This window comes from Dietzia sp. SL131 (assembly GCF_026672565.1).
Classification (GTDB): Bacteria; Actinomycetota; Actinomycetes; order Mycobacteriales; family Mycobacteriaceae; genus Dietzia; species Dietzia kunjamensis.
This window is the reverse complement of the sequence record NZ_JAPPRI010000003.1, coordinates 1,377,653-1,401,605: the sequence shown is the minus strand read 5'-3', so window position 1 is coordinate 1,401,605 and position 23,953 is coordinate 1,377,653. Positions and strand designations below refer to the sequence as shown.

The 23,953-nt window shown below is 71.1% G+C and carries 22 protein-coding genes and 1 pseudogene; 22 read left to right on the top strand and 1 reads right to left on the bottom strand.

The window, feature by feature from the left end; all coding sequences use genetic code 11:
• The first annotated feature begins 53 nt into the window (after window positions 1–53).
• The 5 genes from OVA21_RS07335 to OVA21_RS07315 all read left to right on the top strand — a co-directional run bounded on the left by OVA21_RS07335 (window position 54) and on the right by OVA21_RS07315 (window position 5,659).
• A complete protein-coding gene (locus OVA21_RS07335) occupies window positions 54–200 on the top strand; it encodes a hypothetical protein (RefSeq protein ID WP_167457804.1) in 147 nt (48 codons plus the stop codon).
• A gap of 203 nt (window positions 201–403) precedes the next feature.
• Complete coding sequence (alaS, locus tag OVA21_RS07330) at window positions 404–3,064, top strand: alanine--tRNA ligase (RefSeq protein ID WP_268092140.1); 2,661 nt, start codon at window positions 404–406, stop codon at window positions 3,062–3,064.
• Window positions 3,061–3,564 carry a Holliday junction resolvase RuvX gene (ruvX, locus tag OVA21_RS07325; RefSeq protein ID WP_268092139.1) on the top strand — a complete coding sequence of 168 codons (504 nt, stop codon included), beginning with the start codon at window positions 3,061–3,063 and terminating at the stop codon, window positions 3,562–3,564. The genes alaS and ruvX overlap by 4 nt, the downstream gene beginning before the upstream one ends.
• A 93-nt stretch (window positions 3,565–3,657) precedes the next feature.
• Entirely contained in the window at window positions 3,658–4,830 is a 1,173-nt protein-coding gene (locus tag OVA21_RS07320) for an endolytic transglycosylase MltG (RefSeq protein ID WP_268092138.1), read from the top strand.
• Window positions 4,820–5,659 carry a shikimate dehydrogenase gene (locus OVA21_RS07315; RefSeq protein WP_067717916.1) on the top strand — a complete coding sequence of 280 codons (840 nt, stop codon included), beginning with the start codon at window positions 4,820–4,822 and terminating at the stop codon, window positions 5,657–5,659. Before OVA21_RS07320 ends, OVA21_RS07315 begins: the two co-directional genes overlap by 11 nt.
• A gap of 70 nt (window positions 5,660–5,729) precedes the next feature.
• Here the strand turns inward: OVA21_RS07315 and OVA21_RS07310 are convergent, their stop codons facing one another.
• The gene (locus tag OVA21_RS07310; RefSeq protein WP_067717919.1) at window positions 5,730–7,244 is read right to left on the bottom strand and encodes a flavin-containing monooxygenase; all 1,515 of its coding nucleotides are present in this window, start codon (window positions 7,242–7,244) and stop codon (window positions 5,730–5,732) included.
• 185 nt (window positions 7,245–7,429) lie between these two features.
• On the opposite strand from OVA21_RS07310, the gene OVA21_RS07305 reads away from it, so the two are divergent.
• The 17 genes and pseudogenes from OVA21_RS07305 (at window position 7,430) to gmk (ending at window position 23,890) form a co-directional block, all read left to right on the top strand.
• Window positions 7,430–7,996, top strand: a complete 567-nt coding sequence (locus tag OVA21_RS07305) for an AraC family transcriptional regulator ligand-binding domain-containing protein (protein WP_268093122.1) — start codon at window positions 7,430–7,432, stop codon at window positions 7,994–7,996.
• A complete protein-coding gene (locus OVA21_RS07300) occupies window positions 7,993–8,388 on the top strand; it encodes a helix-turn-helix transcriptional regulator (protein WP_268092136.1) in 396 nt (131 codons plus the stop codon). Before OVA21_RS07305 ends, OVA21_RS07300 begins: the two co-directional genes overlap by 4 nt.
• A 26-nt stretch (window positions 8,389–8,414) precedes the next feature.
• On the top strand, window positions 8,415–9,629 hold the full coding sequence (aroC, locus tag OVA21_RS07295) for a chorismate synthase (protein WP_067717925.1): 1,215 nt from the start codon (window positions 8,415–8,417) through the stop codon (window positions 9,627–9,629).
• Window positions 9,626–10,174: a shikimate kinase gene (locus OVA21_RS07290; RefSeq protein ID WP_096905423.1), complete on the top strand. Its 549-nt coding sequence runs from the start codon at window positions 9,626–9,628 to the stop codon at window positions 10,172–10,174. Before aroC ends, OVA21_RS07290 begins: the two co-directional genes overlap by 4 nt.
• 58 nt (window positions 10,175–10,232) lie before the next feature.
• Window positions 10,233–11,360 carry a 3-dehydroquinate synthase gene (aroB, locus tag OVA21_RS07285; RefSeq protein ID WP_067717930.1) on the top strand — a complete coding sequence of 376 codons (1,128 nt, stop codon included), beginning with the start codon at window positions 10,233–10,235 and terminating at the stop codon, window positions 11,358–11,360.
• Window positions 11,357–12,457 carry an aminopeptidase P family protein gene (locus OVA21_RS07280; protein ID WP_268092135.1) on the top strand — a complete coding sequence of 367 codons (1,101 nt, stop codon included), beginning with the start codon at window positions 11,357–11,359 and terminating at the stop codon, window positions 12,455–12,457. The genes aroB and OVA21_RS07280 overlap by 4 nt, the downstream gene beginning before the upstream one ends.
• 75 nt (window positions 12,458–12,532) lie before the next feature.
• Entirely contained in the window at window positions 12,533–13,096 is a 564-nt protein-coding gene (gene efp, locus OVA21_RS07275; protein WP_067717936.1) for an elongation factor P, read from the top strand.
• A 2-nt stretch (window positions 13,097–13,098) separates the two neighbouring features.
• Window positions 13,099–13,677 carry a transcription antitermination factor NusB gene (gene nusB, locus OVA21_RS07270; protein WP_132061343.1) on the top strand — a complete coding sequence of 193 codons (579 nt, stop codon included), beginning with the start codon at window positions 13,099–13,101 and terminating at the stop codon, window positions 13,675–13,677.
• A 69-nt stretch (window positions 13,678–13,746) separates the two neighbouring features.
• Window positions 13,747–14,331 carry a bifunctional pyr operon transcriptional regulator/uracil phosphoribosyltransferase PyrR gene (gene pyrR / locus OVA21_RS07265; protein ID WP_067717941.1) on the top strand — a complete coding sequence of 195 codons (585 nt, stop codon included), beginning with the start codon at window positions 13,747–13,749 and terminating at the stop codon, window positions 14,329–14,331.
• A complete protein-coding gene (locus tag OVA21_RS07260) occupies window positions 14,328–15,269 on the top strand; it encodes an aspartate carbamoyltransferase catalytic subunit (protein WP_067717943.1) in 942 nt (313 codons plus the stop codon). The genes pyrR and OVA21_RS07260 overlap by 4 nt, the downstream gene beginning before the upstream one ends.
• The gene (locus OVA21_RS07255; protein WP_268092134.1) at window positions 15,266–16,591 is read left to right on the top strand and encodes a dihydroorotase; all 1,326 of its coding nucleotides are present in this window, start codon (window positions 15,266–15,268) and stop codon (window positions 16,589–16,591) included. Before OVA21_RS07260 ends, OVA21_RS07255 begins: the two co-directional genes overlap by 4 nt.
• Entirely contained in the window at window positions 16,588–17,136 is a 549-nt protein-coding gene (locus OVA21_RS07250; RefSeq protein WP_119192952.1) for a PH-like domain-containing protein, read from the top strand. The genes OVA21_RS07255 and OVA21_RS07250 overlap by 4 nt, the downstream gene beginning before the upstream one ends.
• Window positions 17,133–18,341 carry a glutamine-hydrolyzing carbamoyl-phosphate synthase small subunit gene (gene carA / locus OVA21_RS07245; protein WP_067717951.1) on the top strand — a complete coding sequence of 403 codons (1,209 nt, stop codon included), beginning with the start codon at window positions 17,133–17,135 and terminating at the stop codon, window positions 18,339–18,341. Before OVA21_RS07250 ends, carA begins: the two co-directional genes overlap by 4 nt.
• A complete protein-coding gene (gene carB, locus OVA21_RS07240) occupies window positions 18,341–21,703 on the top strand; it encodes a carbamoyl-phosphate synthase large subunit (protein WP_268092133.1) in 3,363 nt (1,120 codons plus the stop codon). Before carA ends, carB begins: the two co-directional genes overlap by 1 nt.
• A 5-nt stretch (window positions 21,704–21,708) precedes the next feature.
• Window positions 21,709–22,544 (top strand): annotated as a pseudogene (pyrF, locus tag OVA21_RS07235) (orotidine-5'-phosphate decarboxylase).
• Window positions 22,545–22,956: 412 nt separating this feature from the next.
• A complete protein-coding gene (mihF, locus tag OVA21_RS07230) occupies window positions 22,957–23,280 on the top strand; it encodes an integration host factor, actinobacterial type (protein ID WP_007631925.1) in 324 nt (107 codons plus the stop codon).
• A gap of 7 nt (window positions 23,281–23,287) precedes the next feature.
• Window positions 23,288–23,890: a guanylate kinase gene (gmk, locus tag OVA21_RS07225; protein WP_096905428.1), complete on the top strand. Its 603-nt coding sequence runs from the start codon at window positions 23,288–23,290 to the stop codon at window positions 23,888–23,890.
• Window positions 23,891–23,953: the final 63 nt, after the last annotated feature.

The window sequence follows — 23,953 nt, the reverse complement described above, 5'->3', positions numbered from 1 at the left end:
TAATAAGTGCTTGACCAGGCACTGTGACCACGCCGCTCACCCTGGAGGAAACCATGGCCTATCTCCTGTCCACGCTCGTCAGTGTCGCGACCTCGATCGGGGTCTGGGGCACGGGGGCACACAGCATGGGGCTCCTGCCCCGGGAGGCGTTCATCACCGCCGCCAACTTCGGCATCGTCCTGCCCCCGATGCCGCGCTGACCTCCCATCAGGCAGGGCCCGCCCTGCACCGGGCGCCCATCCGCCGGTTCGGCCGGGTGGGCGCCCGCAGGCGTTCACGCGGCCGCCCACCTCGTCGTCGTCGTCAGGTCGTCCCGGCCCACCTCGTTCCCGGTCCCGCCCGGGCGCGGCGGTAGGCTGGGACCTCGCCCGAGACCACCAGTAGACGACCAGTGAGGCCCCCAGTGCAGACCCATGAGATCCGGCGCCGCTTCCTCGAGCACTTCGTCAGGGCCGGCCACGCCGAGGTCCCCAGTGCGTCTCTGGTGTTGGACGATCCCAACCTGCTGTTCGTCAACGCCGGGATGGTGCCGTTCAAGCCCTACTTCCTCGGCCAGGAGACCCCGCCGTACGCCACCGCGACCTCCATCCAGAAGTGCGTGCGCACCCTCGACATCGAGGAGGTGGGCATCACCACCCGCCATAACACCTTCTTCCAGATGGCCGGGAACTTCTCCTTCGGCGACTACTTCAAGGAAGGCGCCATCCGGCACGCGTGGTCGCTGCTGACCACCCCGGTCGAGGAGGACGGGTTCGGGATCGACCCCGCGCTGCTGTGGGTCACCGTGTACCTCGACGACGACGAGGCCCACGGCATCTGGCGGGACGTGATCGGGGTGCCCGAGGAGCGCATCCAACGCCGCGGTATGGCGGACAACTACTGGTCCATGGGCGTGCCCGGCCCGTGCGGACCGTGCTCGGAGATCTTCTACGACCGTGGGCCCGCCTACGGGGTGGACGGCGGGCCCGAGGCCGACGAGGACCGCTACATCGAGATCTGGAACCTCGTGTTCATGCAGAACGAGCGAGGGGAGGGCACCGGCAAGGACGCCTTCGAGATCCTCGGCCCGCTGCCCAAGCAGAACATCGACACCGGCATGGGCGTCGAGCGCGTCGCGTTCCTGCTCCAGGGCGTGGAGAACGTCTATGAGACGGACCTGCTGCGCCCGGTCATCGAGACCGCCGAGCGACTGTCCGGCGCGAAGTACGGTGCGGACGGCGCCGCCGACGTGCGGTTCCGCGTGATCGCCGACCATGCCCGCACCGCCTACATGCTCATCTCCGACGGCGTGACGCCCGGCAACGAGGGCCGCGGATACATCCTGCGCCGTCTACTGCGTCGCATCGTCCGCTCCGTGCGCTTGCTCGGGGCGACCGGCGAGACGATGGCCGAGTTCATGGCGACCGTCCGCGACGCGATCGGACCGTCCTTCCCCGAGACCGTCTCCGGGTACGACCGGATCGAGCGGATCGCGGTGGCCGAGGAGGTCGCGTTCCTCAAGACCCTCGAGTCCGGGACACAGCTGTTCGAGCGCGCCGTCTCCGACGCCCGGTCGTCGGGCGCGGCGGTGCTCACCGGCCGCCAGGCGTTCGCCCTGCACGACACGCACGGTTTCCCGATCGACCTCACCCTCGAGATGGCGTCCGAGGCCGGACTGCAGGTCGACGAGGAGGGCTTCCGCTCCCTGATGTCCGAGCAGCGGGCCCGCGCCAAGGCCGATTCCCGGGCCAAGAAACACGCCCATGCCGACCTGTCCGTCTACCGTGACTTCCTCGACGCCGGGGAGACCGTCTTCACCGGCTTCACCGACCTGACCGACGAGTCGCGGCTGCTGGGCATCGTCTCCGGCGGCGAGGCCGTCCACGTCGCCCGCGAGGGTGACGCGGTGGAGTTCGTTCTCGACCGCACCCCGTTCTACGCCGAGTCCGGCGGACAGCTGGGCGACCGAGGCATGATCTCCACCGCCGGCTTCCAGATGCGGGTCGACGACGTCCAGAAGATCGGCAAGAAGCTCTGGGTCCACAAGGGCGTCCTCACCGGCGGCGAGGCCGAGACCGGTCAGCTCGTCACCTCCGCCGTCGACCCCGAGTGGCGCAAGGGCGCCACCCAGGGACACTCCGCCACCCATCTCGTCCACGCCGCACTGCGGCAGATCCTCGGCCCGGAGGCCGTCCAGGCCGGATCGCTCAACAGGCCCGGCTACATGCGGTTCGACTTCAACTGGTCGGGTTCGATCCCCTCCGACGTCCTGGCGCAGGTCGAGGAGGTCACCAACACCGCCGTCGACGCCGACTACGGGGTCAACACCGTCGAGACCACCCTCGAGGAGGCCAAGCGCATGGGCGCCATGGCCCTGTTCGGCGAGAACTACGGCTCCCGGGTCCGCGTGGTGGAGATCGGTGGCCCCTTCTCCATGGAACTGTGCGGCGGGACCCACGTGTCCAGCTCCGCGCAGATCGGGCCCGTCAGCCTGCTGGGGGAGGCGTCCGTCGGCTCCGGGATCCGGCGTGTCGAGGCCTATGTGGGCATGGACGCGTACCGCCACCAGGCCCGGGAGCGGGCGCTCGTGTCCGGGCTGGCCGCCTCGCTCAAGGCGCCCACCGACGAGCTGCCCGACCGCGTCGCCGCCCTCACCGCGAAACTGCGTGAGGCCGAGAGGGCGCTCGAATCCCTGCGGGCCTCCCAGCTCGCGGCCCAGGCCGGCGACCTGCTGAACTCGGCCGAGGACCTCGGTGGCATCCGGTTCCTGGCGCACAGCACCCCCGGCGGCGCCGCGGGAGACCTGCGCACCCTCGCCTCCGATCTCAAGGGGCGGCTCGGCTCGGACGCCGGGGTCGTGTTCCTCACCGCCCCGGCGCAGGACAAGGTCCCGTTCGTCATCGCCGTCAGCCCCGCCGCGCAGGATCGCGGACTCAAAGCCGGCGATCTCGTCAAGGCCATCGCGCCCTCGCTCGGCGCTCGCGGCGGCGGCAAGCCGGACATGGCGCAGGGTGCCGGGTCCGACCCGGCCGGGATCGACACCGCGGTGTCCGCGCTGCGCGACGCCGTCCGGGACGCCGGATGACCGACGCCCCGGGCGCACCGGCCGACCCGGCCGGGCCCGCCACGTCCGGCGGCGGATGGACCCGCGGCCGTCGGCTCGGACTGGACGTGGGCACCGCCCGCATCGGTGTGGCCTCCTGTGACCCCGACGGGATCCTCGCCACCCCCGTCGAGACCATCAAGGTCACCGACGGCGACCCCGGGTGGGCCAGTGAGCTCCGGCGTCTCGCCGAGCTCGTCGAGGAGTACGACACCGTGGGAGTGGTGGTCGGGCTGCCCACCTCGCTCAAGGGCCGGGAGACCGCGTCCACCGCGATGGCCCGCTCGTTCGCCACCGCCCTGACGGCCGGGGCGCCGGACCTGCCGGTGGACCTCGTCGACGAGAGGCTGACGACGGTGACCGCGAGTTCGGCACTGCACGGCGCCGGCCGCACCACGCGGAAACAGCGCGACGTGATCGACCAGGCGGCCGCCGTGGTCCTGCTCCAGGCCTGGATCGACTCGCGGCACGCCCGCCGATGAGCGACCCCTCGGCCTGCCCGCCTGGATAAACTGGCCGACGAGCACGATGCTGTCCGCGTGACAGCTCCCCTGACACCATGACCGAGGAGCACGATGTCTGCGGCACGAGGACGCTCGCGTACAGGAGCCACCACGAGGTTCATCCTCCTGGCGGCCGTGATCGGGGTGGTCCTCGCCTTCGGCGTGATGGTCTACCGCAACCAGAACACCGAGGTCGCGGCGGCGCCGGACTTCGACGGACAGGGCAGCGGCAACGCGCTGCTGCACGTGGAACCGGGGGACACCCTGGGGGTCGTCGGGGACCGCCTCTACGACATCGGCACCGTGGCCAGTACCCGCGCCTTCACCGGAGCGGCGGCGGGAACGACCGTGGAGGGCATCCAGCCCGGCTACTACCAGGTCCGGCAGGAGATGAGCGCGGCCGCCGCCGTGGACGCACTGGCGGACCCGCAGAACCGCGTCGGGTTCATCGAGGTCAAACCGGGCGGCCGGCTGCTCGACACGGTCGTGGTGGGCGGCGGCAGGGAGAAGGGCATCTACACCCTGATCGCCGACGCCACGTGCCTCCGCGATCTGGACGAGCCCGAGGCCGCCCCGATGTGTCGGCAGCCCCAGGAGATGGTCGACGCGGCCGTGCAGGCCGACCCGGCGGAACTCGCGGTCCCCGAGTGGGCCATCAACGAGGTACGGGGCGCCCCTGACCCGGTCCGTCGCCTCGAGGGGTTGATCGCCCCGGGGGTCCACAACATCAACCCGCAGTCCGAGCCCGTCGAGATCCTGCGCCAGCTCATCGACGCCTCGACCGCCTCCTACGACGAGACCGGACTCGTACCGGCCGCCGACCGTATCGGTCTCACCCCCTACGAGGTGGTCACCGCCGCGTCGCTGGTGGAGAAGGAGGGCAAGCTCCAGGACTTCGACAAGGTCGCACGGGTCATCCTCAACCGCCTCGCCGAGCCCATGCGTCTCCAGTTCGACTCCACGGTCAACTACGCTCTGGCCGACCAGGAGATCGCCACCACCGACGCCGACCGGGCCGAGGTCACCCCGTGGAACACCTACGCGATGGACGGACTGCCCTACGGGCCGATCGGTTCACCGGGTCTCGACGCACTGCGCGCGATGGAGAACCCTGCCGACGGGCAGTGGAAGTACTTCGTCACGGTCGACATGGAGGGCACCACCAGATTCGCGGACGAATACCCGGAGCACGAGCGCTATCAGAGCGAGGCCATCGCCAACGGGGTCCTCGCCAGTGGTCGCTGATCCCACGGGCGCACCGCGCTCGGCGGCCGTCCTGGGGCACCCGGTGGACCACTCGCTGTCCCCGGTCCTGCACGGTGCCGCGTACCGGGCGCTCGGCCTCGACGACTGGACCTACGAGCGCATCGACTGCGACGCCGAACGACTGCCGTCTGTGGTCGACTCGTCGCCCGCCGACCGCATCGGTTACTCGGTCACGATGCCCGGCAAGTTCGCCGCCCTCGCCCACGCCGACGAGGTGAGTGAACGCGCCCGCATCGTCGGCAGCGCCAACACACTCGTCCGGCGGGCGGGCGGCTGGTTCGCCGACTGCACGGACGTCGACGGTGTGACCGGGGCGCTCGCCGCCTTCGGGGACCTCCCGGACCATCCGACGGCAGTCGTCCTGGGCGTGGGGGGAACCGCCAGACCGGTTCTCGCCGGACTCGCCGAGGCCGGCGCCACGCAGGTGGTCCTGGCCTCCAGGCGCGACAACGCCGGGCCGGCGGCCGACTGCGGACGGGCCCTCGGGCTCGGGGTCCGCACCATGGGACTCACCGACCCGGAACTGATCGGGGAGATCACGCGGGCCGATGTTCTGATCAACACCGTCCCCGAACCCGGCGTGCGGGCGCTCACGGACCTGGTCGCCGGCGCCCGACGGGTGTTCGACGTCCTCTACGACCCCTGGCCCACCGCGGCCGGCGCAGCAGCCCTGGCCGCGGGCATCCCCGTGGTCGGTGGCGACGTGATGTTGCTCCACCAGGCCTTCGGTCAGGTGGAGCTGTTCACCGGGCACCCGGCGCCGCGCGGGGAGATGGCCGCCGCGCTTTTTAGGGCACTCGGTCGCTGACCGCGCGGACATGGAGACGCGGGGACACGGGGACGCCCACCGTGCCGGAGCCGCACGGCCGGATGATCGGTCAGATGCCCGAGGGCTCCGTGGCACGACGGGGGGCGACCGTCTCGAAGTCGGCCGGGTCCGCGGTCCGGGTGCGACGCTGGTACTCGTGCACCAGTCCCGGCCAGTTCGTCGTGATCCGGCCTGAGTCCGCCTTGTACCAGGAGTCGCAACCGCTCCACACCGACGCACCGAGGCGGCGCATGATCTCGTCGTCGTAGGCCTCGTGCACCTCGCGACGGACGTCCACGGCCACCGTCCGATCCGCCCGAGCCAGTTCCTCGACCACCTGGCGGATGTACCTCGCCTGCTGTTCGATCATGAGGATGATCGAGCTGCTCCCGAGATTGGTGTTGGGTCCGTAGATCACGAACATGTTGGGGAAGCCCGGCACGGCCATCCCGAGATACGCGCGCGCACCCTCTCGCCACTGCTCGTGCAGGTCCCGACCGCCGCGGCCACGCACGGTGATCGGTGCCAGGAAGTCGGTGGCCCGGAAACCCGTGCCGTACACCACGACATCGACGGGACGCACCCGTCCGTCCGCGGTGACGATCCCCTCGGGGACGACCTCGGCGACGGTGTCGGTCACCACGTCGACGTTCGGCTGCGCGAGTGCGGGGTACCACTGGTTGCTGAACAGCATCCGCTTGCACCCGATCGGTTCCGTCGGGGTGAGGGCCTCGCGCAACCGGGGGTCGCGGACGGTGAGCCGCAGATTGGCGCGGGCGAGCCCGCCGAGGATCCTGGCGAGCGGCCGCGCGGAGGTCAATGCCAGGCCGATGACCTCCGTCGTCTCCCAGATCGTGCCGCGCATCGCGGTCATGAGGCCGGGGACACGGGCGAACGCCGCCCGGTGGGCGTCCGTGTAGGCGCGGTCCGGTTTGGGCACCACCCACGGCGCTGAGCGTTGGTAGACGGTCACGTGCGCGGCCACCTCGCGGATGCGGGGGACGAACTGGATGGCCGAGGCCCCGGTGCCGAGTACCGCGACCCGCTTACCCGTCAGATCGACATCGTGCCGCCACTCGGCCGAGTGGAACGACGGGCCGGCGAACGTCTCCGACCCGGGGATGTCCGGATAGGCCGGACGGGACAGCTGACCCACCGCGGGCACGAGCACCTCGGCCTCGAACGACTCGCCGGAGGCGGTGTGCACCGTCCACGTGGCGCTGTCGTCGTCGAACTCCGCGGAGGTCACCTCGATGCCGGTGCGCACGAGTTCGCGCAGGCCGTACCTGTCGGCGGTCTCCCGGATGTAGGACAGGATGTCGGGTTGCTCGGCGTAGCGACGGCCCCAGTCCGTCCTGCGGTGGAAGGAGTACGAGTAGAGGTTCGACGGGACGTCGCAGGCCGCTCCGGGGTAGGTGTTGTCCCGCCACACCCCTCCGACGTCGTCGGCCTTCTCCAGGATCGTCACCTCGGCCAGGCCGTCACGGGTGAGCTCGTAGGCGGCGCCGAGGCCACCGAATCCGGCTCCGATGATGATCACGCGCGGTCGTCGCCGCCGGGTCCCGGGGGAGGAGGAAGAGGTCATGTCGTGACGGTAGTGCCCCGGCCCCGCGTGGCCGCAGACATTCACGGACGAATAATCCATAATTCCGGACATGACCACCTGGGACGACCCCGCGGTCCCACACTGGGACTTCCCCCGCTCGGCCATCGGGATCGGCGTGCTCGTCGAGGCCGGGGAGCGGCTCGGCGTGGAGGCCGGGCGGGGTCCTGCAGGGGATCGCGCTCTCCCCGGCCGACCTCGCCACCCCCGATCTACTCGTGACGCCGGACCAGGAACTGACCGCGATCCGCAACCTCCGCGCCGCCGCGGGCGACCGGCCCGCCCTCGCCGCCGAGGTGGGCGCCACCTACCGGTTGACCACCTTCGGGATCTTCGGATACGCCCTGCTGTCGAGCCCGACGCTCCGCGACGTGATCGCCGTGACGCTCCGCTTCATCGACTTGAGCTACATCTTCAGCACGATCGGTGTGGAGTCGACGGGGGACAGGATCGTGGTGCGTCTGGAGGACACCGCGCTTCCGGACGACGTCCGCGAGTTCCTCGTGGACCGCGACCTGTTCGCGATCCACTCCGTCCTCGGCGAGCTCGTCCCCGGAGGTGTCCCGTTCACCGACATCTCCTTCGGTGGGGGGCGGTCATCCGGGACCCTGACCGCATACGGGGACCGGCTCGGCCTCGTGCCGTCGGAGTCCGACCACGGCACCGGCGTCACGATGGTCCTCGACGCCGCGCGTCTCGACGAACCGCTCCCGCAGGGAGCCCGGCGGCGGTGACGGTGGCCGAGGCCATGTGCCGCGACCTGGCCGCCACCCGCCGGACCCGGGGGCCGGTGAGCAGCCGGGTCCGCGTCGAGATCGCCGGTCGTCTCACGCAGGGGGCCTCCATGTCTTCGGTGGCCGCCGGGCTGGGGGTCAGTTCCCGGACCCTGCGCAGGCACCTGTCGGACGAGGGCACGTCGTTCCAGCGGCTTCTCGACGACGTCCGGCTGGAACTGGCCAGGCGGATGCTGGCGACCGGTCTGCTGTCGGTGGAGGACGTCGCGTTGCGTCTGGGGTATGCCGAGGCCTCGAGCTTCATTCACGCGTTCCGGCGTCTCACCGGTGACACCCCGCACCGGGCCGTCGTCGCCTCGCGGGCACGGCGGTCCGCGACGACCCGGGCCTGATGTGCCGGGCCGTACCCCGACGTGGGATGATCGGCGACGTGCTGAAGTGGACCACTGCCGGAGAATCGCACGGCCAGGCCCTGGTGACGATCGTCGAGGGCGTGATCGCCGGGGTCGAGGTGACGAGCGACGAGATCGCCTCGCAACTCGCCCGCCGTCGCCTGGGCTACGGCCGCGGGGCGCGGATGAAGTTCGAGGCGGACGCCGTCCGGGTCCTCGGCGGCGTCCGCCACGGCCGGACCATGGGATCGCCGGTGGCGATCGAGGTCGGCAACACCGAGTGGCCCAAGTGGGAGCAGATCATGTCGGCGGACCCCGTCGACCCGGAGGCGATCGACGACAAGGCCCGCGCCGCCCGCCTGACCCGCCCGCGGCCCGGTCACGCCGACTTCTCCGGGATGCTCAAGTACGACTTCGACGACGCCCGGATGGTCCTCGAGCGCGCGAGCGCCCGGGAGACCGCCGCCCGGGTCGCGGCCGGGACGGTCGCCCGTGCGGTGCTGCGGGACGTCCTCGGCGTCGAGGTCCTCTCGCACGTCATCTCCATCGGTGCGTCCGAGCCGTACGTCGGTCCTGAACCCGGGTACGCGGACCTCGAGGACATCGACGCCAGCCCTGTGCGGGCCTTCGATGCCGCCGCCGCGGAGTCGATGATCGCCGAGATCGAGGCCGCGAAGAAGGCCGGGGACACCCTCGGGGGCGTCGTCGAGGTGGTCGTCCACGGCCTCCCGATCGGTCTCGGCTCCCACGTGTCCGGCGACAATCGTCTCGACGCACAGCTCGCCGGCGCCCTCATGGGCATCCAGGCCATCAAGGGTGTCGAGGTGGGGGACGGCTTCGAGACCGCGCGCCGCCGTGGCAGCGTCGCCCACGACGAGATGGTCCGCGGTGACGACGGCGTCGAGCGTCGTAGCAACCGGGCCGGGGGCCTGGAGGGCGGCATGACCAACGGTCAGCCCCTGCGGGTACGGGCAGCGATGAAGCCCATCTCCACGGTGCCCCGTGCGCTGAGCACGGTGGACATGGAGGACGGATCCGCGGCCACCGCCATCCACCAGCGGTCGGACGTGTGTGCGGTTCCGGCGGCGGGCGTCGTCGCGGAGTCGATGGTCGCCCTCGTGCTGGCCCGCGCGGTCCTGCAGAAATTCGGTGGCGACTCGCTGGCGGAGACCCGCCGGAACGTCGGCGGATACCTCGACGCGGTCGCCGAGCGGCTGGACTGGGCGACGGACGAGGCATGAGCGAGCCGGCACGGCCGGTCGCCGTGCTCGTGGGACCACCCGGTGCCGGCAAGACGACCATCGGCCGCAAGCTCGCCCGGCGGCTCGACGTGCCGTTCCGCGACGCCGACCACCTCATCGAGGAGGCCGAGGGCCGGTCCATCCCCGAGATCTTCGCCACCGACGGCGAGCCGCACTTCCGCGAGATCGAGGAGCGGATCATCGGTGACGCGCTCACGTCGTTCGACGGCGTCCTGTCCCTGGGGGGCGGGGCGGTCCTGTCGGCGGTGACCCGGCGACGCCTGCGAGGCCACCGGGTCGTCCACCTCACGATCGGGGTGGCCGAGGGGGTGCGCCGATCCCAGGGTCCGGGTCGCCCGCTCCTGGCCGGGGGCGACGTCACAGCCCGGTACCAGGCACTGCTGACCGAACGCTCGCCGCTGTACCGGGAGGTCGCCTGGACCACCGTGAGCACCGAGCGGCGCAGTTCGGGCAAGGTGGTGACGGACATCGTCGACAGGCTCCACTCCGGCGACCCGCACCTGCGGGGCGGCGTTCGGAGATGAGTGACGACCAGACGCGTAGCGATACGAGTGCGACACGAGCGATGAGCGGGAGCAGCAGATGAACCAGGACGAGAACACCACCGAGCCCGTCGTCGTGGAGGTGCGCGCCGCGGACCCGTACCCCGTGGTCATCGGCCGGGGCCTGCTCCCGGAGATCCTCGAGGCGTGTTCGTCCTCGCGAACCGTGGCGATCTTCTACCAACCGCCGCTGGCCCAGACCGCCGAGGCGCTCCGCGAGAAGCTCGCCGACGCCGGCATCGACGCCCACCGGATCGAGATCCCGGACGCGGAGGCCGGCAAGGACCTCGCCGTCGCCGGGTACTGCTGGGACGTCCTGGGCCAGATCGGGTTGAACCGCAAGGACACCGTCGTGAGCCTCGGCGGGGGCGCGGCCACCGACCTCGCGGGCTTCGTCGCCGCCACCTGGATGCGTGGCGTCCGGGTCGTACACATCCCCACCACCCTGCTGGCGATGGTCGACGCCGCGGTCGGTGGTAAGACCGGAATCAACACCGATGCCGGGAAGAACCTGGTGGGCTGCTTCCACGAGCCCGCCGCCGTGTTCATCGACACCGCGACGCTCGAGACCGTCCCGCACAACGAGTTGGTCTCCGGAATGGCCGAGGTGGTCAAGTGCGGCTTCATCGCCGACCCGGAGATCCTCGACCTCATCGAGGCGGATCCCGCTGCGGCGCTCGATCCGGGCGGCGAGACGATCGTCGAGCTCATCCGCCGCAGCGTGCAGGTCAAGGCCGACGTGGTCGGCCAGGACCTCAAGGAGTCCGGCCTGCGGGAGATCCTCAACTACGGCCACACCCTCGGCCACGCCGTGGAGCGTCGCGAGCAGTACCGGTGGCGTCACGGCGCGGCGATCAGCGTCGGGATGTGCTTCGTCGCCGAGCTCGCCAGGCTGGCGGGCCGACTGGACGACGCGACGGCGGACCGTCACGCCTCCGTCCTCGCGTCCCTCGGACTTCCCACCGGGTACGACGAGGACGCCTTCCCGCGGTTGCTCGAGCTGATGGCCGGCGACAAGAAGAACCACTCGGGTTTCCTGCGGCTGGTCGTGCTGGACGGACTGGCCCGCCCGTCGCGCATGGAGGCCCCGGACCCGTCGCTGATGACGGCGGCGTACGCCACCATCTCGGAGGGCCGTAAGCCCAGCGGTGGAGGGATCCTGCTGTGATCGAGCGTCCCGCCCCACGTCGCCGCGCCGTCGCCGCCGCCCTCGCCGACGTCGGTGCCGACGCCCTGTTGGTGACCGATCCACGGAACATCGCCTACCTGACCGGGTTCTCCGGGTCGGGTGGGGCCGTCCTGGTGGAGGACGACGGCGAGGCGGTCCTCTGCACGGATTCCCGCTACGAACTCCAGGTGGTCGAGCAGGCCCCGGACGTGGGCCACGTGATCTCGCGCGAGTACGTCGCCGGCGTCCTCGGTCGTCGTCGCGGACCCGCGGACGCCCCGCTCGCCGTCGAGGCCGATCAGCTGACCCTGTCCGCGGCCGCCGGCCTGCGCCGTGCACTCGCGGCGACCGGGGGAGCGGACGCCCGGATGGTGGAGACCAGCGGGCTGGTGGAGACGGTGCGCCGCGCCAAGGATCCCGACGAGCTCGCCCTCATCGCCAGGGCGTGCACGGTGGTCGACGAGGCGTGGACCCACGTGCTGGGCAGCGACCTGGTGGCGGCCGGTCGGACCGAACGAGAGGTCGCGGCGGACCTGGAGCACGCGATGCGGCGGGCCGGTTCGGACGGCGTGGCGTTCGAGACGATCGTGGCCTCCGGACCCAACGGAGCGCACCCGCACCACGTTCCCGGGGACCGGGTCTTGGCGGAGGGCGACCTGGTGGTGGTGGACTTCGGAGCCACGGTCTCGGGGTACGCGTCCGACTGCACCCGCACGGTCGCGTTGGGGACCGCCCCGGACCGTCTGGTGGAGGCCTACGAGGTCGTCCGCCGAGCTCAGATCGCGGGGGTCGAGGCCGTCCGCGCCGGCGTCCCGTGCGCCGAGCTCGACGCCGTCAGCCGCGACATCATCACCGACGCCGGGTTCGGCGAGCACTTCGGCCACTCGCTGGGGCACGGGGTGGGGTTGGACGTGCACGAAGCGCCCGCGGTGTCGACCCGGTCCACGAGTACACTGTCCGACGGCGATGTGATCACCATCGAGCCGGGGATCTACCTCCCGGGCCTCGGCGGGATCCGAATCGAGGACACCGTGGCCGTCACCGGCGGTGGCGGACGGTCCCTGACCACCACGTCGAAGGACCTCAGGGTGCTCTGAGGATCCGACCCACGATCATGCGCGCGACGCCGCCCCCGGCTGCGGCGCGGACGACTTCCCGAAGGAGTACCGACTATGGCGTCCACCGCCGATTTCAAGAACGGCCTCGTCCTCAAGGAGGAGGGCCAACTCTGGCAGATCACCGAGTTCCAGCACGTCAAGCCCGGCAAGGGCCCCGCGTTCGTGCGGACCAAGATGAAGAACGTGGTCAGCGGCAAGACCATCGACAAGACGTTCAGTGCCGGCGTGAAGGTGGAGACCGCGACCGTCGACCGGCGCGACATGACCTTCCTCTACCGCGACGGCGAGGACTACGTCCTCATGGACGAGAAGGACTTCGAGCAGATCAACGTCACGCCGACCGTGATGGGTGACGGTGCCCGCTTCCTGCTCGAGAACACCTCGGTCCAGGTCTCCATCCACGAGGGTGTCCCGCTGTTCGCCGAGATGCCGGTCGCCGTCGACCTGCTGGTCCAGCACACCGACCCGGGCCTGCAGGGCGACCGTTCGACCGGTGGCACCAAGCCGGCGACCCTCGAGACGGGTGCCGAGGTCCAGGTGCCGCTGTTCATCAACACCGGCGACAAGCTGCGCATCGACACCCGTGACGGCCGCTACCTCAGCCGGGTGAACGACTGATCATGTCGGAAGACGTCGACCACCGCCGTCGCGGATCACGCTACCGGGCGCGCAGGCGCGCGGTCTCGCTGCTGTTCGAGGCGGAGCTACGTGACGCGGACGTGGTGGCGCTCGCCGAGGAGCGTCGGCAGATGGGCGAGGACTCCCAGGAGTTCCACGACGTCGCGCCCTACACGATGGAGATCGTCACCGGCGTCGCCGAGCGGCTCGACCGCCTCGACTCCACCATCACCGAGCACCTGAGGGAGTGGACGCTGGAGCGGCTGCCCGCCGTCGACCGCGCGGTCCTGCGCGCAGGTGCGTGGGAACTGCTCTTCAGCTCGGACGAGGTGGACGCCGCCGTCGTGATCGACCAGGCGGTCCTTCTGGTGTCCGACCTGTCCGCGGAAAAATCGGTTCCGTACGTCAACGCGGTCCTCGACCGCGTGGCCGGCCTGGCCCAGCACATCAGGGCCGCCGAGCGGGCCGTGGCGGGCCTGGACACCCCGCCCGCCGACGCTGCCTCCGAGGCCGCCGGCGACGCGCCCGGAGACGTGTCGGAGGCCACGTCCGCCGATCCCGGAACGGACACCGGGGACTGATAGAGTTCAGGACCGAAAGCTATCCCTTTAACGAGCCGTCCAGCGAGGCGGACAAGGAGGTGGTGATCGGTGAGCGCTGACGGTTCGCAAGAGAACTCGGTGTCACTCTTCACGTCCGACGACGTCGCCAGGACGGTGTCCCGCCTGGCACATCAGATCATCGAACGCACTGCTGCGGACGCGCCCGACTCGGGCCCCGTGGTGCTGCTGGGAATCCCCACCCGCGGGGTGCCGCTCGCGGCCCGACTCGCCGAGAGGATCCGTGAGTTCAGCGGCGCGGACGTCCACGCCGGGGCCCTCGACGTCACGCTCTACCGCGACGACCTCGCCGGAGGCCCGCACCGGCCGATGAACCCCACGCGGGTCCCGTCGGCCGGGATCGACGGCGCGACGGTGATCCTCGTGGATGACGTCCTGTTCTCGGGCCGGACCATCCGCGCGGCGTTCGATGCCCTGCGCGACCTCGGGCGACCGGCGCGGGTCCAGCTCGCCGTGCTGGTCGACCGCGGGCATCGTGAACTGCCGATCCGGGCCGACTACGTGGGCAAGAACGTCCCCACCTCCCGCGACGAGGGAGTGTCCGTCCGGCTCACCGAGGTCGACGGGGTCGACGCCGTGGTCCTGCGGCGTCCGGACGCGGAGAGGACGAGATGAAGCACCTGCTCTCGGCCGCCGACCTCGACCGCGACTCGGCCCTGTCCATCCTCGACGAGGCGGAGCGACTCAAGGAGACGCTCCTCGGTCGCGAGGTCCGCAAGTTGCCGACGCTGCGGGGCAAGACCGTCCTCACCGTGTTCTACGAGAACTCCACCCGCACGCGGGTGTCGTTCGAGACGGCCGGTAAGTGGATGAGCGCGGACGTCATCAACGTCTCCGCCAGCGCCTCCTCGGTCCAGAAGGGCGAGTCGTTGCGCGACACGGCGCTCACCCTGACCGCCATCGGCGCGGACGCCCTCATCGTGCGCCACCCGGCCTCGGGGTCGGCTCAGCAGATCGCCGGGTGGGTCGCGCCGGGCGGCGTCGGCCCGTCGGTCATCAACGCCGGTGACGGGATGCACGAGCACCCCACCCAGGCACTGCTCGACGCCATGACCCTGCGTGAACGCCTCGGCGGGATAGACGGGCGCCGGGTGGTGATCGTCGGGGACATCCTGCACTCGCGCGTCGCCCGGTCCAACGCCCTGTTGCTGTCCACGTTGGGCGCGGAGGTGGTCCTCGTCGCCCCGCCGACCCTGCTCCCGGTGGGCGTCGACGGCTGGCCGGTCCGCGCGTCGACCGACCTCGACGCGGAGTTGGACGGTGCGGACGCCGTCATGATGCTGCGCGTCCAGGCCGAGCGGATGAACGGTGGGTTCTTCCCGTCTGCCCGCGAATACGCGGTGCGCTACGGGCTCGGGCCGACGCGCGCCGCCCGGCTCCGCGACGACGTCGTGGTCCTGCACCCGGGTCCGATGGTCCGTGGGATGGAGATCGGCTTCGACACCGCCGACGCGCCGTCCTCCGCGATCCTCCAGCAGGTCACCAACGGCGTGCACGTGCGCATGTCGGTACTGCTCCACACTCTCGTCACGGCGGAAGGAACCCCTGAGTGAGCGCCCCCCACACACCGACCCTGTTGCTACGGCGGGTGCGTCCCTACGGCGAAGGCGACCCGGTCGACGTCCTCGTCCGCGACGGCGTCATCGCCGCGATCGGTCCGGACGCGGGCGAGTCCGTGGACCTGTCCGCGACGGACATCGAGGTCCTCGATCCGGACGGCGCCGTGCTGCTGCCGGGGTTCGTCGACCTGCACACCCACCTCCGCGAACCCGGTCGCGAGGACACCGAGACCATCGCCTCGGGTTCGGCCGCCGCGGCCCGCGGGGGGTACACGGCGGTGTTCGCCATGGCCAACACCCAACCCCCGCAGGACAACCAGACGGTGACCGACTCGGTCTGGCGGATCGGCCGCGAGGTCGGACTGTGCGACGTGCACCCCGTCGGCGCCGTCACCGTGGGTCTCAAGGGTGAGCAGCTCACCGAGATGGGGCAGATGGCCGCGGGGGAGGCCCGCGTCAGGGTGTTCTCCGACGACGGGATGTGCGTCCACGACCCACTGGTGATGCGTCGAGCCCTGGAGTACTCGGCCGGATTGGGCGTCCTCGTCGCCCAGCACGCCGAGGAACCCCGGCTCACCGGCGGCGCCGTGGCCCACGAGGGGCCCCACGCCGCACGCCTGGGACTGACCGGGTGGCCGCGGTCGGCGGAGGAGTCGATCGTCGCCCGGGACGCGATCCTGGCCCGCGACGCCGGCGCCCGCGTGCACATCTGCCACGCCTCCACGACCGGCACCGTCGAGCTGCTGCGGTGGGCCAAGGACCAGGGGATCTCGATCACCGCCGAGGTCACCCCGCACCACCTGCTCCTCGACGACTCCCGTCTCGAGACCTACGACGGCGTCTACCGGGTCAACCCGCCCCTGCGCGAGGCACACGACACCCTCGCGCTGCGCGAGGCGCTGAGGTCCGGCGTGATCGACTGCGTCGCCACCGACCACGCCCCACACGCCGCGCAGGAGAAGTGCTGCGAGTTCGCCGCCGCCCGGCCGGGCATGCTCGGACTCGAGACCGCCCTGCCGATCGTCGCCGCCCTGCTGGTCGAGACCGGGGACATGACCTGGCGGGACCTCGCCCGTGTCATGAGCACCCGGCCCGCCGAGATCGCCGGCCTGTCGGACCAGGGGCGACCGATCGCCGTAGGGGAGCCCGCGAACCTCGTCGTCGTCGATCCCGACTCCCCGTGGACCGTCGTCGGTGACGCGCTCGCAAGTCTGTCCGCCAACACCCCCTACGAGGGAATGACATTCGCGGCCAGGGTCGTCGGCACCGTGTACCGGGGCCGCCTGACCACCCGCGACGGAGAGGTACTCGCATGACCCAGGACTACTGGACCGTCATCATCGTCATCGCCGTGCTGCTCGCGCTGATCGGTCTGATGACGCTGGGATGGCGGAACCGTAGCCGGTCCCAGGCCGGGCTCTTCGACGAGCTCCCCACCCCGCCCGCCGACCCGGGCGAGATCGTCCTGGGGCCGCTCACCGGTGTGTACATCGGCAGCACCGTCGCGGGGGACTGGCAGGCCCGGATCGCCCGCCCGCCACTCGGCCACCGCTCCGCCGGCACCCTGACCGCCCACACCGGCGGCATACGCCTCGAGCTGGCCGACGCCGTCGTGTGGATCCCCCGCGCCGACCTCGTCGACGTGCGTCGCGCGTCGGCACTGGCCAACAAGACCGTGCCCGGCGGCGGCATCCTCGTCGCACGCTGGCAGGTCACCGGCCCCGACGGCCGCACCCTCGTCGACTCGGGATTCCGGGCGGACGACAAGGACACCTACCCCCGCTGGGAGGCGCTGCGCGGAGACGCCGACCCCTCCGACACGCCCACCGACTCCAGCTCCACCACCGAGGAGAACCAGTGACACCGCACAGCACCACGCCCGCGCCGCAGGCGGGCCCGCAACCCGCCGCGCTCGTCCTCGAGGACGGACGCATCCACCGCGGCACGTCGTTCGGCGCGACCGGGACCACCCTCGGGGAGGCCGTGTTCACCACCGGCATGTCCGGCTACCAGGAGACCCTCACCGACCCCTCCTACTGCCGGCAGATCGTCGTGGCCACCGCGCCGCAGATCGGCAACACCGGATGGAACGACGAGGACGGCGAGTCCCTCCTCGACGGTGAGGCCCGCGGGGGGCGGATCTGGGTCTCCGGCTTCGTGATCCGCGACCTGTCGCGACAGCCCTCCAACCACCGGTCCAGCCGCAGTCTCGAGGACGAGATGGCCGCCCAGGGCGTGGTCGGCATCGCCGGTATCGACACGCGCGCCGTTGTCCGCCACATCCGGGAGCTCGGGGCCATGAAGGCCGGGATCTTCTCGGGCGACGACCTGACCGACGACGAGACCATGCTCACCGCGGTCCGGGCCCAGGAATCCATGGCCGGCGCGTCGTTGTCCGACGAGGTCTCCACGCGCGAGGCCTACGTGGTGGAGCCGGAGGGCGAGGCGTCCTACACGATCGCCGCACTGGACCTGGGGATCAAGACCAACACCCCCCGGATGCTCACCGAGCGCGGGGTCCGCGTCCACGTCCTGCCCGCCGACTCGACGCTGCAGGACATCCTCGACCTCGGCGTCGACGGGGTGTTCCTGTCCAACGGTCCGGGCGACCCGGCGACGGCCGACCACGCGGTGCACCTCACCAAGGAGGTGCTGGGCCAGGGGATCCCCTTCTTCGGCATCTGCTTCGGAAACCAGATCCTCGGCCGGGCTCTGGGGCTGGAGACCTACAAGATGCAGTTCGGGCACCGCGGCATCAACATCCCGGTGATCGAGAAGGCCACCGGCGCCGTGGCCATCACCTCCCAGAACCACGGGTTCGCGCTGCGTGCCCCGGAGGGTGACACCTGGCAGACCCCGTGGGGCACGGCCGCCGTGACCCACGTGTGCGCCAACGACGGCACCGTCGAGGGCGTCGCCCTGGTCGACGGCAGCGCCTTCTCCGTCCAGTACCACCCCGAATCCGCGGCGGGCCCCCGGGACGCCGCCGACCTCTTCGACCGCTTCGTCAGCCTGCTCGAATCCTCCGACCTCGGCTCCGCAGACTCCAGAAAGGGTTCGAACTGATGCCCCGGCGCACAGACATCAACCACGTCCTCGTCATCGGCTCCGGGCCGATCGTCATCGGCCAGGCCTGCGAGTTCGACTACTCGGGCACCCAGGCGTGCCGCGTGCTCAAGTCCGAGGGCCTGCGTGTGACCCTGGTCAACTCCAACCCGGCCACGATCATGACCGACCCGGAGTTCGCCGACGCCACCTACGTCGAGCCCATCACGCCCGAGTTCATCGACAAGATCCTGACCAAGGAGGCCGCCGACGGCCACCCCGTGGACGCGGTGCTCGCGACCCTCGGTGGGCAGACCGCGCTGAACGCGGCCATGCAGCTGGACGCCCAGGGGCTCCTCGACAAGCACGGGGTCGAGCTCATCGGCGCGGACATCCCCGCCATCAACCGCGGCGAGGACCGGCAGACCTTCAAGGACATCGTGGCCAGCGTCGGCGGCGAGTCGGCCCGCAGCGCCGTCTGCCACACGATGGAGGAGGTCCATGCCACCGTCGCCGAGCTGGGGCTGCCGGTCGTGGTCCGGCCCTCCTTCACCATGGGCGGCCTCGGCTCGGGTCTGGCCTACACCACCGAGGACCTCGAGCGCATCGCCGGCGGCGGGCTGTCCGCCTCGCCGACCGCAAACGTTCTCATCGAGGAGTCCATCCTCGGGTGGAAGGAGTACGAGCTCGAGCTGATGCGCGACAACAAGGACAACGTCGTCGTGATCTGCTCGATCGAGAACGTGGACGCCCTGGGTGTGCACACCGGCGACTCCGTCACCGTCGCGCCGTCGATGACGCTGACCGACCGCGAGTTCCAGAACATGCGCGACCTGGGCATCGCGATCATCCGCGCCGTGGGCGTGGACACCGGTGGCTGCAACATCCAGTTCGCCATCAACCCCGTCGACGGCCGCCTGGTCGTGATCGAGATGAACCCCCGGGTCTCGCGGTCCTCCGCGCTGGCCTCCAAGGCCACCGGCTTCCCGATCGCCAAGATCGCCGCACGGCTGGCCATCGGGTACTCGCTCGACGAGATCACCAACGACATCACCGGCGAGACCCCCGCGTGCTTCGAGCCGACCCTCGACTACGTGGTGGTCAAGGCGCCCCGGTTCGCCTTCGAGAAGTTCCCGGGTGCCGACGACACCCTCACCACCACCATGAAGTCGGTGGGTGAGGCCATGAGCCTGGGGCGCAACTACCGGGAGGCCCTCGGCAAGGTCATGCGGTCGCTGGAGACCAAAGCCTCGGGATTCTGGACCCTGCCCGACGAGACCATCGCACCCGGGCGCTCCACCGACGTGGATGCGGTGCTCGCCGACCTGGTCCGTCCGACCGAGGGCCGGATGTACGACGTCGAGCTGGCGCTGCGCCTGGGGGCGACGGTCCAGCAGGTCCACGAGGCCTCCGGCATCGACCCGTGGTTCCTCGAGGAGGTGGCCGAGCTCGTGGACCTGCGCCGCCAGATCGTCGACGCCGCCGTGCTGGGCGCGGACCTGCTGCGTCGGGCCAAGCACAACGGTCTGTCGGACGCGCAGATCGCCGCCCTCCGGCCCGAGTTCGCCGGTGCCGAGGGCGTGCAGCGCCTGCGCCACCGGCTGGGGATCCGGCCCGTCTACAAGACGGTCGACACGTGTGCCGCGGAGTTCGAGGCCAAGACCCCGTACCACTACTCGACCTACGAGCTCGACCCCGCCGCCGAGTCCGAGGTCGCCCCGCAGACCGAGCGCGAGAAGGTGATCATCCTCGGTTCCGGGCCCAACCGCATCGGCCAGGGCATCGAGTTCGACTACTCCTGCGTGCACGCCGCCCTGACGCTGTCCGAGGCCGGGTACGAGACGGTCATGGTCAACTGCAACCCGGAGACGGTCTCGACCGACTACGACACGGCCGACCGGCTGTACTTCGAGCCCCTGACGTTCGAGGACGTCATGGAGGTCTACCACGCCGAGTCCGAGTCCGGCACGGTCGCCGGGGTGCTGGTGCAGCTCGGTGGCCAGACCCCGCTGGGGCTGGCCGCGCAGCTCGAGGCCGCCGGCGTCCCCATCGTGGGCACCAGCCCGTCCGCGATCGACCTGGCCGAGGACCGCCGCGAGTTCGGTGAGGTGCTGGTCCGGGCGGGTCTGCCGGCCCCGGCGTTCGGCACCGCGATCAACGCCGACGAGGCGACCGCCATCGCCGCCGATATCGGGTACCCGGTACTGGTGCGCCCGTCCTACGTGCTGGGCGGCCGGGGCATGGAGATCGTCTACGACGAGGGCTCCCTGCGCTCGTACATCGACCGCGCCACCGAGATCAGCCCGGACCGTCCGGTGCTGGTGGACCGCTTCCTCGACGACGCCGTGGAGATCGACGTCGACGTCCTGTGCGACGGCACCGAGGTGTACCTGGGCGGCGTCATGGAGCACATCGAGGAGGCCGGCATCCACTCCGGCGACTCCGCGTGCACGCTGCCGCCGATCACCCTCGGACAGGACGACATCGACAGGGTCCGCCGCTCCAGCGAGGCGCTGGCCATGGGCATCGGCGTCAAGGGCCTGATGAACGTGCAGTACGCCCTCAAGGACGACGTGCTCTACGTCCTCGAGGCCAACCCCCGGGCCAGCCGGACGGTGCCCTTCGTGTCCAAGGCGACCGGGGTGCACCTGGCCAAGGCGTGTGCCCGCATCATGCTGGGCGAGTCGATCGCCGACCTGCGCGCGGAGGGGCTGCTCCCGTCCGACCGGGACGGCGGCTCCCTGCCCGCGGACGCCCCCGTCGCCGTCAAGGAGGCGGTGCTGCCGTTCAACCGGTTCCGCACTCCGGAGGGCGACACCGTGGAGTCCCTGCTCAGCCCGGAGATGAAGTCCACGGGTGAGGTCATGGGCATCGGCCCGGACTTCGCCGTGGCCTTCGCCAAGGGCCAGCTGTCCGCCGACGGCGTGCTGCCGCTGTCGGGCACCGTGTTCGTCTCGGTGGCCAACCGGGACAAGCGGTCGATGGTGTTCCCGGCCCAGCGGCTGGCGGCGCTCGGGTTCACGGTGCTGGCCACCGAGGGCACCGCGCTCATGCTCCGCCGGTACGGCATCGCCTGTGAGACCGTGGCCAAGCTGACCGAGTCCGGCACCGGCCCGGTCGACGAGGACGGCCGGCCGATCCGCACGATCGTCGACCGCATCAACGCCGACGAGGTGGACCTCATCCTCAACATCGCCTCGTCGACCGGGGGCACCCGTGCCGACGGCCACGAGATCCGCTCCGCGGCGATCTCCCGCCGCGTGCCCTGCGTGACCACCGTCCAGGGCGCCACCGCGGCGGTCCACGGGATCGAGGCCATGCTGCGCGGCGACGTCAGCGTCAGCCCCCTGCAGGAGCTGCACGCCGGGTACGCGGCGCGGTGACGTCGATCGCGGCCCCGTTCGGTGCCCGCCTGCGCAGGGCGGTCGCCGAGCGGGGCAACCTCTGCGTGGGCATCGACCCCCACCCGGCGCTGCTGGAGGCGTGGGGCCTGGGCGTCGACGCGGCGGGCGTCGCGGAGTTCTCGCGGCGGTCCCTCGAGGCCTTCGGGGACCTGGTCCCCGCGGTCAAGCCCCAGGTCGCGTTCTTCGAGGAGCACGGGTCCGCCGGGTTCCGGGTCCTGGAGGAGCTCCTGTCCGCCATCGGCGAGCGCGGTGCCCTGTCGGTGGCGGACGCCAAACGGGGAGACATCGGCTCCACCATGGCCGGGTACGCCCGGGCGTGGCTACGGAACGGGTCCCCGCTGGCCTGCGACGCGCTCACGGTGTCGCCCTACCTGGGCGTGGGCGCCCTGGACGCGGCGTTCGAGGCGGCGGCCGGCACCGGCCGGGGCCTGTTCGTCCTGGCCCGGACCTCCAACCCCGAGGCCGGGCCCCTGCAGGGCTCGGCGGGCCCCACCGGCACGGTCGCCCAGTCCGTCGTCGACGAGGTGGCCCTCCGGAACGCGGGCGCCGGGGATGATGCACCGGGGTCCTTCGGCGTGGTCGTCGGGGCGACGGTGACCGACCCCCGAGGCTCGACGAGCTCTCCGGCCCGGTCCTCATGCCCGGGGTGGGGGAGCAGGGCGGCACCCTCGCCGACGTCCGCAGGATCGCCGGGCCCGCGCTCCCGCTCACCCTGGTCAACGTCTCGCGGCACGTGCTGCGCGCCGGGCCGGACGTCGACGCGATGCGCGCGACGGTCGTCGAACTCGCCGCACAGTACAGGTTCTCCGACGACTCCTGAGTCACCGCGTTCCACACGGGTGTACCGGCGTCCCACCGGTGACGGCCGCCCGGAGCCGGGCTCGCGGGAATCGGGCGGTTCGCGTCGCGCCCCCGGACGGGCGGCGCTAGGGTGCCATACAACCTCGAACCGTCAATGCGCAGATCAGACGGGGTGCCACAGCGGGACCCCGTCTGGTACCCGGCCGGTCGGCCGCGTACTGTTGCTGAGGTCATCAGGCCCGGAGCCGTGGAAGTCCCCCTCGGGGGCGGCGGAACCGCCCGGGTACGGTGAGCACGAGGGAGCGCCCGCTCCCGGAGGTGTTCCGCAGCCCGCGGACGCGCCGGGGCCGGTCACCGCACACCAGGCGGGGGTGTCCTACGGTGGACATCCGCGTGAGTCATGAGACACACACGAACGAGACGGAGGAATTGTGGCCCTTCCCCAGTTGACCGATGAGCAGCGCGCTGCTGCTCTGGAGAAGGCGGCTGCCGCCCGTCGCGCCCGGGCTGAGCTCAAGGAGCGCCTGAAGCGTGGCGGCACCGACCTCAAGCAGGTGCTCAAGGATGCCGAGAGCGACGAGATCCTCGGCAAGATGAAGGTCTCGGCGCTGCTCGAGGCCCTGCCCAAGGTCGGCAAGGTCAAGGCTCAGGAGATCATGACCGAGCTCGAGATCGCGCCGACGCGTCGTCTGCGTGGTCTCGGTGACCGCCAGCGTCGCGCACTGCTCGAGCGGTTCGACTTCACGGTCGACTGATCGACGCATGAACACACCGTCATCCGGGGCCACCCCGGAGACGACGGCGAAGAGGGGCCGGCTGATCGTCTTGGCCGGCCCCTCCGCCGTCGGGAAGTCAACCGTCGTCGCCCGTCTCCGCGAGTGCGTCCCCGACCTCTACTTCAGCGTGTCGATGACCACACGGGACCCGAGGCCCGGGGAGGTCGACGGCCGCGACTACTACTTCGTGTCCACCGAGGACTTCCGGAAAGCGGTATCCGAGGGTCGGATGTTGGAGTGGGCGGAGATCCACCGCGGCCTGCAGCTCTCCGGGACCCCCGCCGATCCGGTGCACCGCGCGCTCGAGGCGGGACGACCGGTCCTCATCGAGGTGGACCTCGCCGGGGTGCGCCAGATCCGCGAGTCGATCCCGGAGGGCAGGACCGTATTCCTCGCCCCGCCGTCGTGGGAGGAACTCGAGGTCCGGCTGCGTGGCCGGGGCACCGAACCGCAGGACGTGGTGGGCCGCCGACTCGAGACCGCGAAGGTCGAGATGGAGGCCCGCGGAGAGTTCGACGAGGTCGTCGTCAACGACGAACTCGAAAAGGCCGTGGACGAGTTGGTATCATTGCTGGTCGGCCGCGACTAGCGGCGAGCCCAGCGTCACCAGGGTGTCATCGACGACACCGACCCCAGGCAGTACCCCAGAGGA